Source organism: Leptospira kanakyensis (assembly GCF_004769235.1).
Classification (GTDB): domain Bacteria; phylum Spirochaetota; class Leptospiria; order Leptospirales; family Leptospiraceae; genus Leptospira_A; species Leptospira_A kanakyensis.
In genome coordinates this window covers 749,744-761,943 of record NZ_RQFG01000005.1, presented here as the reverse complement: position 1 = coordinate 761,943, position 12,200 = coordinate 749,744, and the positions used below count along the sequence as shown (strand labels likewise).

The 12,200-nt window shown below is 37.4% G+C and carries 10 protein-coding genes; 5 read left to right on the top strand and 5 right to left on the bottom strand.

The genetic code is table 11. The features are described 5' to 3' along the window. Positions 1-134: 134 nt before the first annotated feature. From EHQ16_RS04185 to EHQ16_RS04170, 4 genes are all read left to right on the top strand, one after another. The gene (locus EHQ16_RS04185; RefSeq protein WP_135635370.1) at positions 135-1,601 is read left to right on the top strand and encodes a protein adenylyltransferase SelO; all 1,467 of its coding nucleotides are present in this window, start codon (positions 135-137) and stop codon (positions 1,599-1,601) included. Between the two features lie 132 nt (positions 1,602-1,733). Then, positions 1,734-1,985, top strand: coding sequence for a hypothetical protein (locus tag EHQ16_RS04180; RefSeq protein ID WP_135635372.1), 252 nt, complete (start codon positions 1,734-1,736; stop codon positions 1,983-1,985). A gap of 30 nt (positions 1,986-2,015) precedes the next feature. Continuing rightward, positions 2,016-3,056, top strand: coding sequence for a hypothetical protein (locus EHQ16_RS04175; protein WP_135635374.1), 1,041 nt, complete (start codon positions 2,016-2,018; stop codon positions 3,054-3,056). A gap of 198 nt (positions 3,057-3,254) precedes the next feature. Next, the gene (locus EHQ16_RS04170; protein WP_135635376.1) at positions 3,255-4,820 is read left to right on the top strand and encodes a methyl-accepting chemotaxis protein; all 1,566 of its coding nucleotides are present in this window, start codon (positions 3,255-3,257) and stop codon (positions 4,818-4,820) included. 101 nt (positions 4,821-4,921) lie between these two features. Here the strand turns inward: EHQ16_RS04170 and EHQ16_RS04165 are convergent, their stop codons facing one another. The 5 genes from EHQ16_RS04165 to EHQ16_RS04145 all read right to left on the bottom strand — a co-directional run bounded on the left by EHQ16_RS04165 (position 4,922) and on the right by EHQ16_RS04145 (position 11,260). Beyond that, positions 4,922-5,749, bottom strand: a complete 828-nt coding sequence (locus EHQ16_RS04165; RefSeq protein ID WP_425269936.1) for an LEPBI_I2678 family protein — start codon at positions 5,747-5,749, stop codon at positions 4,922-4,924. 287 nt (positions 5,750-6,036) lie between these two features. Next, on the bottom strand, positions 6,037-6,537 hold the full coding sequence (locus EHQ16_RS04160) for a group II truncated hemoglobin (protein WP_244241923.1): 501 nt from the start codon (positions 6,535-6,537) through the stop codon (positions 6,037-6,039). A gap of 12 nt (positions 6,538-6,549) precedes the next feature. Beyond that, positions 6,550-7,545 carry an alpha/beta fold hydrolase gene (locus tag EHQ16_RS04155; RefSeq protein WP_208742227.1) on the bottom strand — a complete coding sequence of 332 codons (996 nt, stop codon included), beginning with the start codon at positions 7,543-7,545 and terminating at the stop codon, positions 6,550-6,552. Positions 7,546-7,574: 29 nt separating this feature from the next. Then, a complete protein-coding gene (locus tag EHQ16_RS04150) occupies positions 7,575-8,657 on the bottom strand; it encodes a hypothetical protein (RefSeq protein WP_135635380.1) in 1,083 nt (360 codons plus the stop codon). Next, on the bottom strand, positions 8,654-11,260 hold the full coding sequence (locus EHQ16_RS04145) for an FAD-binding protein (protein ID WP_135635382.1): 2,607 nt from the start codon (positions 11,258-11,260) through the stop codon (positions 8,654-8,656). The genes EHQ16_RS04150 and EHQ16_RS04145 overlap by 4 nt, the downstream gene beginning before the upstream one ends. 505 nt (positions 11,261-11,765) lie before the next feature. Here EHQ16_RS04145 and EHQ16_RS04140 point away from each other — a divergent pair. Next, positions 11,766-12,191 carry a DUF2089 family protein gene (locus EHQ16_RS04140; RefSeq protein WP_135635384.1) on the top strand — a complete coding sequence of 142 codons (426 nt, stop codon included), beginning with the start codon at positions 11,766-11,768 and terminating at the stop codon, positions 12,189-12,191. The last annotated feature ends 9 nt before the right edge of the window (positions 12,192-12,200 follow it).

Sequence of the window (12,200 nt, the reverse complement as noted above, 5' to 3'; positions counted from 1 at the left end):
AAATTACCTCTTTTCAATCCTTATATAAATTACTAAAGATTATGTTTAGAAATTCTTTTTTATTAAATTCCGTTCATTGAGTTGATCTCAATGAAATCTAATGCGCAATAGGCATTCAGATAAGTCTAAATTCTATGTCGTCTTTTTCCTTTCCGTCCTATCCAACTATAGAATCAACCTATACATCCTTACCAGACTCATTTTTTCAATATACAAAACCCACACCTGTCTCCTCTCCAAAGGTATTATTTTGGAATGATGAGTTAGCGTATGATTTTCATTTTTCGGAATGGGCAAAGGATAAAGATGCCTTAGCTCAATTTTTTTCTGGTTCCACTTTACGAGAGGGCCTTAATCCTTTTGCACAAGCGTATGCTGGGCACCAATTTGGTCACTTCACTATGTTAGGTGATGGAAGAGCCATTCTGATAGGAGAGATTCTAAATCGAAGTGGGGAACGTTTTGATTTCCAATGGAAAGGTTCGGGAAGGACTCGCTATTCTCGAAATGGAGACGGTCGTGCCACAGTGAGTGCCATGGCTCGCGAATACATCATGAGTGAGGCTACGTTTGGATTACAAATTCCAACAACTCGAAGTTTGGCTGTGGTAACTACGGGTGAACCTGTCTTAAGAGAAGAAATTCAAACTGGTGCGGTTCTTACTCGTGTGGCGAAAAGTCATATTCGTGTTGGGACTTTTGAATATGCTTACCAAGCGTTACCTCTCAATGAATTGGAGGTTTTGTTTCGTTACACAGCGGAAAGACATGCTCCCGATGTATTGAAACAAAACAACCCAGCCTTAAACTTTTTAGAATTTGTGATGAAGAGACAAGTGGATCTCGTTACAAACTGGATGCGTGTCGGATTTATCCATGGTGTGATGAATACAGATAATATGAGTATCTCTGGCGAAACGATCGATTACGGCCCCTGTGCCTTTATGAATGGATTTTCCGCAAAACGAGTGTTTAGTTCGATTGATGTGAATGGACGTTATGCATACACCAACCAAGTAGGAATCGCACAGTGGAATCTTGGATGTCTTGCCAATTCACTCCTCCCGCTCATTGACCCAAACAAAGAGAAAGCAATTGAATTGGCAAAAGCAAAAATGTCTGAATTGGAAACTTGGTTTCAAGAAAGTTATATCAGAATGCTTGGAGAAAAAATCGGAATCCCTCACCTAACGGAAAAGGATTTGCCACTACTCCAAAATCTTTACCAGTGGATGCAAGATTCTGAAGCCGATTTCACTAATACATTTCTTGTACTAGAAGGTGTTCATTCGCCTAAGGATTCTATATACAATGACGTTCGCTGGAAAGATTGGATGAAAACATGGCAGGAAGAAAAAACGAAAAAGGGAATCCGAGACGAAGATGCCATTGCCTTAATGCAAAAAACCAATCCCAGTCTAATTCCTAGAAACCACTTAGTCGAAAGCGCATTGACAAACGCGTCTCAAGGGCTAACGAGTATTGCGGAACAACTCATCACTAGAAGTAAGTCTCCCTACCAAAGAGATATCGGTTATGATTATACAACGGAAGTTCCTATGGGAGGGGACCACAACTACCAAACGTTTTGTGGAACTTAAATTTTTTCCTTTTTTTGTATTGGTTTTTTTTGCAAAAAATTGACATGAAATAGATTGCCAACCTTTCTCTTTTTTCCTAAACTTGGGATGCGATTCCGATTCATTTCGTGGAATCACTCTTGGAGATTTTTTATGATTCAAAATCTAACAAAAATTCTAATCATTGCGACGATCACTTTGGTATCGATTCCTGTTTTTGCTGGGGCAGAGGCGAAAATGAGAAGTGAAGTTTACATTCCCATTGACCCAAACAAAAAGAAAGTGGGAGAAGAGTGTAAATCTTCCGACGAGTGCCAAAAGCACCATGAGTGCACAAACAATGGTGAAAAAAATGTCTGCACGGCCCCACCTCCACCAAAGTTACCACCAGGAGCTGTTACTTAACGCTACTAGAAAGTGGGAACCAAAGGATCGATGCATTTAGTTTTGCCTAAAGTTTCCCGCTTCGATTTTGGCTTTATCGTCGGGACCACCCTACTCGCTTGTACGATGGCAGGGGTCACTGTGGTCTGGCCTTTGCTCTTTATACCTATACTAACAGTTCATAGTTGGCTATTTGGATACGAACACCTTTGGGCAACTTATACAAAACTTTTGGTTCACCCAGAGGATCGCAAACGCCATGGGACTTTGATTTTTTTGATTCCGCCTTTTGTTTTATTCGGTCTTTTTTATTTGGGACAAACCTTTGGACTAAGAGGCATCTATATACTTTATTTTTTTGGTCAATTTTTTCATACAGTTCGGCAAAGTTGGGGATTGGCACAAACTTACCGTCGTCAGGTGGGTGGAATCGGTTGGGATTCTCCTCGTCTATCGGAGATTACAATGTGGTCGGTTCCCATCTGGGGATTTCTCCATCGCTGTGCAGAGAAGCCCAATGAATTTCTTTTCCAAGATTTCTGGCTTCCACCCGTACCACAAGTTATGGTCAACCTTGTTGGTTTCGTAAGTTGTTTCCTTTGGGTGTACTGGTTTTATACTCGTTTTGCTGCCTATCGTAGAGGGGAACTGGCAGTAGGCCATAGTCTATATATGATTTCTCATCTATTCATTTTTTTTTCTGGTTATATTTGGATCGAAGAGTTGTGTTCTGGTTGGTTACTGGTTAACATTTGGCATAATGTTCAATACATAGCCTTTGTTTGGATTTACAACCGGACTCGTTTTGCCTCAGGAATTGATTCGAATTCGCGAGTGTTATCCTGGATTTCTCAAAGGGGTACAAAACATACCATCTCGTATTTTTTAGTAACACTAACCTTTGCTTTACCGGTTTATTACCTTCTTCCTGAGTTAGGATTCACACTCGATACTTTTTTAAAAACTTCGGCAGTCCCTACCGCTGTCGTTCTTGCTATGACATTCACATTTCATCATTATATTATCGACGGAATCATTTGGAAACGAAGGAACAATCCAGCCTTAAGAAATGATGTTTTTTTATCTTCTTGATTCCCATCCCCGGACACCTCTCTGCTATTGTGATTTAAACCCTATATGGAAATGGAAGTGCCTTAAGGAATTACCTAGAAAATCGACTTAACCTGACCGAAATCACTTTGACGAGTCTTGGCCAGTTTGATTAATTACAATATAACTCTAGGCGAATTTTCCTAAAAAATTTCGTCAATTGTATTGGAGATTTTACTTATGTCATCTGTTACCGGGAATTACTTAGAAAAAGGAAGTATGATAGCGAACACGATTCGTATTTCTTTTGCGATTGTGATGTTATCCATCAATATTTTCTTTATGGTAGCAATTCCCACAACGGAAAAAACAATGAGCCTCATTCTATCTACTTTAGAGTTCGTTGTTTTATCGTATGGTGTTTATACGTTCTGGCTCTATAAACAGAAAAAATTCTATTTAAAATTTGCCTACATTTCCATTTTACTCGATATCATCATCTATGCGAGTGTGTTTGCCATTGTGGTCATTATGTCCAAAACACCAGTGGAAAAAGTTTCCATTGCAACCCTTCCATTTGTTATGTTGGTTCTCCTCTTTGTTGTGATTTATTCGGGATTCCTTTTGTCTCACCGACTAACAATGACAGTTGGTTATATTGCAATCTTTAGTTTACTTTCCTATGTTTTTTTGGGTGTTATTGGCGGTGCAGAAATCAAATTCATTGCAACGGGAGCAAATCAATTTGGGATTCCTTTTATTGGGATCAATACCATAGCTTTGATTTGTGGTGTTCACATGATGAGTGCCGTCGTAAAATTTATGTCGAATTCTAGTAATGAGGCAACAAAATCTGCTGAAGAAGCAAAACAAAAATCAGAAGCTGCAAATCTCACAAAACAAAACATCCAGTCGGAAGCAGAGACTTTAAATAAAAGTGTCCAAGAAATGTTAACATTTATGGATTCTTTAAATTCTGAAATCCAAACACAAGTTTCGAGTGTAGAAGAAATCAGCGCCTCTATGGAAGAACTTGCCGCTTCCATGGACAGTGCCAGCGATTTTGTAAAATCACAGTTTACCAGAATTGATGACCTAAACCAAGAAAGTTCGGTGATGGATAAAATTTTGTCTGAGGTCTATTCATCAACGATCAATTTGGCGCAAACTACGGATGAATCCAAACAATATAGTTTTCAAGTTACTACTGCTATGGATTCCGTAAGTTCGAACTTCGAAGAAATCAAAGAAAGTTTTCAAAAAGTGGAAGAGGTAAACCAAATTTTAAGAGACATCGCTGATCGAACCAACTTACTCGCGTTAAATGCTTCGATTGAAGCAGCAAGAGCTGGTGAACATGGAAGAGGGTTCGCTGTAGTAGCTCAGGAAGTGGCAAAACTAGCAGATAGTGCGCAGGAAAATGCTTCCTTAATTTCTAAAATCATTACACAAGCAGCCAAACAGATTGTCAGTGGAAACACTGCTGCCTCCGAAACAAAAGAAAAAATGGGAATCCAGGACAAAAGTTTTGGAATTCTTGTTTCTAACCTATCTGATTTAAAAACCAAAGTGGAAAAACAAACTTCCATTCATAAATCGTTTTTGATTTCTTTCCAAGATTTGTTCGCACTTTCTAAACAATTGGAAGTAGTTGCATCAGAACAAAAAATAGGAACACAAGAAATGTCGAGAGCACTTGTGTCGATCGAACAATCGGCCTCTTCACTTGCATCCAATACTTCCCACTTACGCGAAAATGTGGATGAACTTTCAAAACAATCAGAACGATTGGCCAAACACATTTAAAATTGGATTCGTCTTTATTTAATTGAGTCCGTATTTGTTTCTATCTGGAGCTGAGACTAAAATTGGTTTCTCAGCTCCAACAAAATCAATTCAATATGAATTTATTTTTTAAGGTCTTGTGGATTGAATACATCCTTACAATTCGATAAGGCAATTCTTCTAAGAAAATCGAACCTTGGTAGTAATCCTTGAAATACTGTAGTGTCTTCTTCATTGATATGAAGGAATCGAATCCCTGTTCCCTTTTTTTCAAAGTCGTAAGTTCCACAGAAAACACCAACTCCGCCACCTGGCACATCAATGATAACCTGGCCTGGAACTTTTGCTGTATATCTAATTCTAGCTTTCGCAGTGTAAGCATCTCCTTCAAAAGTTCCTTGAATTAAATATCGGCCAGAAGTGATTTCCGCTTCTTGATTGGTTGTTGGTAATCCAGCAAATTTGAATTCTGAACCAGGAATTTCTTTACCCGATTCATCTGCTTTTGTTAATCGAACATTGATTAAATTTCCATAACTGACACTTATATTTTTGTCTTTGTCTTGTGTTACCCTTTGATTGAATTTTTCATGAGAAGCACTTTTGTTTTGAATTTTAAAACTTGGATTTTCTTTTAATTTGTTCAGTACTACGGCACTTGGTCTATAAGTTTTGTGATAACCTAAGAAGTAATCAGTGATAAAACCGATCGGGGCTGCAGGAAGTAAAAGTATGTTTCCCCAAAACCATAAGCTAAATGAAGATTCGATTTCTGCAGATTCTGGACTGAAACCATCTTTTTCCACTCGGATTGTTTTGGTTGGTTTCTTTTCAAGTTCAGGAAATCCAGACCTTGTTAAAATGAGTGATTCACCAACTTTTTCATTCTCGATATAAATAGAACTATTTTCTGGTCCCATGATTTGTATTTCTTGAGAAGAATTTCTCATATACGTTGCACAGTTGAAACTCATAAACAATATGAGAAGAAGTGTAATTTTAATTTTGGAAGATTGAATATTCTGTATCATAAAGAAGAAGATTTAAATATTCGAAAAAACTTGCAAGTGAAATATAACAGAAATTTGCTGGTATATCTCAATTGTAAGCTTTTGGGTTCATAAAAAGATCGGAACGAGTTTTTTTATTTAATACGTTGTTTTTGGAGATTAAGCTGTAACAAAGTTCATGACAATTAAATCTTGATTTTTTTTCGTTCGCTCACCAAAATAAACTTTCAGTTTTCGTTTGGTTGGTACGGTCCACCTGTTTCACCCCAACCCCATTTTGGCATTGGTTCGCTCGTCGCCATTGGATTTTCGGTAAGCTGCGAATTGATCACTGCTAGGCGTGTTCGCCATTCAATGTATCCGACAAAGGCAGAGCGAAATTCCGGGTCGCTTTTTAAACCAACTTCATCAGCAGTTTGTAATAATAAATGAACCCAGCGCTGCCTTTTCTCTTCTGTGAGCATTTTTCCAATGTGGTGCCCAATCATTTCGGAATGGCTACCATTGTCTAGATTGGTATATAGTTTCTCACTACCAAAAACTTCAGCAACAAAATGTGCTACATGTTGTACATGGTCTGGACTCATGTTTTTGAACACATCACCTAACAAATCATCTTTGAGAACCTTTTCATAAAATCTGCCAAATAGTTTCTCAAATGTTGTCATGTCGCCTGCCCATTCGAAAAGGGTAGGGATATTTTTTTTATTAGATTTGTTTTCGCTCAAAGTTGGCTCCGATTAATCATTTGTCTTTATATTCTTCAAATTATTTAATAAAACTTTATGGAAGCTGTCTGGTGATTCCAATTGTGGAATATGTCCTACTCCAGAGATAATATGCAAACGTGAATTTGTGAGAGATGTCTGGATTTTTTTGGCATTCTCAATCGGCGTTACAGTGTCTAAATCTCCCCAAAGTAAATCTATGGGCATCGTTAATTTTTGTCCAAATTGTTTGAAATCTCTTGCTAGGTTATCGTCCGAGTGGAAAATAAATTCCCCCAACCAATTTCCGAAAAAAGAAGTAGTTCCCTTTAGTTGCATCGGCATTTGAATCACCTTTACCTTTTCCTCGGTGATACATTCAGAGGAATGAACAAATTGACTAAACAATATCTTTGTTAAATGAGGATTTGTTGCCGTTACTTCAAGGAGTCTGTTGCGCAAAATTGAAAAGTTCCAAAGTCTTTCAAACAAACTTGGTTTGGAAGAAGTAGATTCATTCTTTTCTTCCAAGCTAACAGCGATATCAACCAATTGTAAAGAAAGGATACGTTCTGGAATCAAAAGTGCTGTATGTAGAGTGGCACCACCACCAAAAGAATGTCCAAGTAAATGAACGTTTTTTAATCCTAATGAATCGATGATTGACACCACCCTTTTGGCCTGGTGAATCGATTTCAATTCTGTAGGTTCAGGTCTTTCCGAAAAACCAAAGGGAGGTACATCGATAGCAATCGCATAATATCCATTTTGTGCCAAAACATTCATTGTATCTTTCCAAAGTTCACTCCATGATCCCATTCCATGAATCATGACCACTGCCGGATTTTTTGGATCCCCCATTTCCTGTATGAAGATTTTTACATCATTGGTTTGTACAAATCTTCCGGATTTTGGAGCGATATCTTCGGGTGAAGATGTTTCTCTAAGACATCGTAAACTTGAATAGAAGGCAAAAACCGAAATAAGCAGCAAAAGTGAGATTTGTGCGAAATATTTAATTAGTTTCATAAAACTCTAATTCTAACCTCAAAGACTTATTAAAAATCATAGATGTGTTCAATTTCTACGTTCTTTTCGCTTAAAATTTCCAACATTTTTTTTAAGTTTTGAACTTTTGAGACGAGAGCATATCGATTTTCACCGGGTCTTGTCAAGATGGCTTGTCGGAATATGGTTTTTGTCTTGGGAATGTTTGGTAAAGTCTCTTCATTCTTTAATAGCACTGTCACCAAAGTCGCTGAAGTATTTCCAGCTATCTCCCGTAATTCGATCGTTTTTCCTAAAAGGATGGATTCTAAAGTCGGATGGAAGTCAGCATACCGAGGAATCAAATATAAGGAATGCATGGGATCAATTGTTTTTAGAAGTTTTACTTTGTCATTGGTTTCAATTGTTTCATCCACAACAATGGCAGTTCCTAAAATTGGATCTTCGTATGTGGCTTTTGTTGCTTTTTTGATCAAAAATCCGTATACCGTTTTTACAAAAATATCTGTTGTAAGGTAATAACGTCTTTCCCATTTACGAAACATATGGTCGCCAAACAAGGGAACTTCAAACCAAAGTGATTTGAGTTCGTTCGAGAAGTTATATTCGTACCAAGGCGTCTGTAGTATAAAATTGACGTAAGATTGGGTGAACTTTGCATTAAATTGATCTTCTTCAGTTAACGCTTGGTCTTCGTTCGAGGATGTGATTCTTCCAATCATTTTCTCATAGATTTGTTTGGCTCCATATTCAACGGTCGTGCTGACTGTTAATACAGCTATCATTAAATGGTATCCATAATTAAAGTTATATGAATCAAAAATTTGGTCTGAAACAATGATATAAGATTTCCAAAGTTGTTGGACATGTTCCCAATACGGAAACGTGCTGGATGTATGTGTTTTGAAATACATCGCTTGTTCATTCGGACTATGAACTAAATACCATTCGGGGAAGGTTAAAAAAGTTTGGTCTCCCGGACGGACATGTTCTTCTGGAGTGAAGGACTTAGTATCATTTAACATCCATTCACTAGGTACTTTGTCTATATACTCAGTTGTGGATTGTTTTGTTGTCCATATGCTGATACTAAGTAGGAAGGAAATTAAAGTTGTGAAGATCAAACGACTCATTTTGATACCTTTGTAAAAATCATTAAAATATTATCAGAAGGATCGTCCTTTTGAAGGAGCCTTTCGGGACCAGCCTGAAAATTAAAATTCTTTAGAATCTCCACCCATTCATCAATCGAACGGAATTTTTTAAATTCAGCAGATTCATAATCCCAGGACTCTTTTAATCCTGCATTGAATACAGTATGTATCAAAGATACAAATCTAAACATTTCAGGATCTTTTACATCATGATCTCTTAAAATAAATTTTCCTCCAGGTCGGAGAACACGGTTGATCGATTGGATGAATGAATCTAATTTATCTAATTTTATATGGTGTAAGCCGATCAAACAAGTAACAAGATCTAAGCTCTCTGAAGGTATTTCATTACTAATTGGATCATAGTCATTGAGCGGGAAAAAAGTACCGATTTTTTTGATCCCACCTCTTTCTAAAATATCAACCGGATTGTATTTTGGTGGAATCGAATTGATTAGATAAATTTTTTGATTCAATTTTAATTGATTCTTTAAACTTGAAATATATCTACCTGTAGTACCAATTTCCAAATAACCGTTAATTGTCCTATTTGTTCCCAAAAGCTCCAGAATTTGTGCGGACAATTCTTTTTTCTGTTTGATCAAAGCCGGCAAAGCGTAAGTCAAATCCGCATGAAAAGGTTTCACCGAATTCAAACTCTGTACAATTTGTAAATAAATTTCCTTATCTGTCTTATGTTGTTTGGTGATATCGTAAATAAGTTGGAAAAATCTTTCTTCTGGATATAGATTGAAGATCACTTGCAAAAAACGATAGAGTGAATCACTCCACTTAACATCGGAGAATATTCTATGGAAATCGGATTCAGGTAAATCCGGGTTTGGATTTTCTTTGTAATATGTGTCCCAGAAAATATTTTTGAATCTAAACTTGGGATCCAGTTTTTCTTTTAGAGAGAAAATTTCTTTGTAATTAGGATAGGCTCTCTGAAACATTTCCCTAGAAGCATGAGTTTGGTAAGGTAAATAATATGTACCTCCAGCTTCAATACTCGCATTCATTAATTCTCTTGTCCAAACGGCAACTTTTAGTTTATCACTTTCATTTACTTTTTGTTTATAATATAATACAAAAGCAAAACATTCATTTGGTGCCCATGACAAATAAGTTTCTTCATCTGCCTTTGCATGACGAACAGAAATATTCACCATGTTTACTTTATGGCGTTGTAAGATATCGCGTAATCGGTCAGAGAATACATTGAATTTTTCAATGGGAACAAAGTATTCTTGTAATACATAAGTTGATTTTTTACGTGCAGAAGGTTCCAGTTCCAAAACATCATAACCTGCTTCATAATTTCGCCAGTGAACTTTTTTGGAGAAAAAAAGAAGTGGATCAACAATAAATTCGCGCCTCCATTTTCCCAAAGGAGATTCTGTAAAATCCCAGAAAAAATAGCGATGGATTGGATAGGACGATTGTAAGGGCATAAATCGAGATTTTACTGTAGGTTTGTCTAAAGTAAATTCCCAACTAACGGCTCTAATGTTTTCATATTTTGGTGGATAAATATCGGCATTATGAAAAATAACTTTTTTATCTTCGCGAATGTTATACTTAAAAAATTGAAAGTATTGATTCTTTTTCATTTTTTTGCTGACTTGTTTGACTTTGACATTGTCATCCAAATCAAACTCTACTGCTGCAATGATACCAACGGAGTTATAACCTCCAATCATACCAGCAAATATATCTGAATTTTCCTTTCTACTTGCCTTGATCAAATTACCGTCTGCAAGGATAACATCAATCGATCGAACTGATAAAACAACTGGTCCTAGTCCCATATAACGGCCATGACAATTGACACTTAGAGCTCCACCAACAGTGAAGTTCGCATAGGTTTGCATGATTTTAACTGATAAATCATCCTTGTCGATAAAGTGCTGAATGTCAGACCAACGAATACCTGCTTGTACTTTAATCCACTTTTCAGACGGATTGTATTCTAACACTTGATTCAATTTGCGCATATCAATATGGGCTGAACCTGGACTTGCCGTTTGTCCACCCATACTAAATCGTCCTCCACCCACGGAGATTGCACCTGTGGAAGTTTTAACAAATTTGATCAGTTCTTCCAGTGACTCTGGTCTAAAAACTGATGATACAATCACGGGATTTAAACGTGTAACATCATTAATGATCACTTCTGTTGATTTTAAGTGAGGGATACTTGTTCCTTCATCGTTTTTATAATAATCAATTTCAGAACCAGGCACTGAGCCGTATTTATTGTCGTTTGATTCTCCTTTCCTAAAAGCCAAAAGGTAGATGACTACCAATGGACCAATAATCGGTATGAATGTTAGTAGGATTGTGTTTCCAGACTTTCCAATATCATGAAATCGTTTTGCTGAAACTGCAAGTATACCCCAGAGCATCAGAGGATAAATAATCCATGTACTTTGCTCTCCCAAAAGATAGTCTAAGGTTTGATAAAAAACATAAAAATTGGACCACATAAACAAAGAGGCAATCCAATAAACTTTTCTATCAATTCGGCCTTTATAATTTAAGAGCAAGTATGTGACTGGCAGAAGCTGTTTGATTTTCAAAAAAACTCTCCTAGAGGGTTAATCTCTTGATTCATAGAACTAAATTGCAATAAAAAACTTCGAAATATTATCAGAAGACGATTTTGCTGAATCATCATTCCTCTCGGCTAACTTTCGTAAAATTAGTTAGGAGAGCTTTATCGTTTTTGTTGTTATGAGTCCTTGGTAGTGGTGATCATCACTACTACATCCTTTCCCCCGCGCCCCGGATAGCAGCGGAAATCCTTTGCGTAAGCAAAGATTGGAGCGGATAGCCGGAAATGTGCGCCCCTCAAGTCCTGTTTGTTTCAAAACAATACGCACCCCAAAAACCTAGATGCGAGTGGAAACCACCGCGCCGGCCTACGCAAAGCAGGCGAAACCTAGAGGCATCACGCCAAACCTTGGCCAAGACGCGATTTCAGAGTGGATTTCATTTTTTCACTGGTTAAAATTAAGTTTAAAATATTAAAAAATGATTTGAAATATTAAATATCTGGTTTATAAGGGTTCTTAGGAGTTTTGAATGCCTTTAGGTGATCTAAAAAAAATCGATTCTAGTTTGAGTTGTCCGTCTTGCCAGGAACCTCTCCGGCCCTTGGTTCTCGGCTGCGATGGATGTGGGATCCGAGTCGAAGGACCATTCCAACTCAATGAGTTTGCGACCCTCTCTGCGGATGATCTTCACTTTCTGCGTATTTTTGTGCTCAGTGAAGGAAGAGTCCGTGATATGCAATCGTCGCTTGGACTCAGTTATCCGACGATTCGAGCTCGGTTGACTTTGTTAAAAAACAAATTGGTTGGGGACGACCTCACACCCAAATCCACGGATCGAGAAATCCAAAAAAGCAAAAAGGCAGGTGGGGCCGATGAGGTTCTCGACCAACTTGCGAAAGGTAAAATTGATTTCGATGAGGCAATGCGGACTATCCGTAAACTCCCAAAAAAATAAACAGGAAGG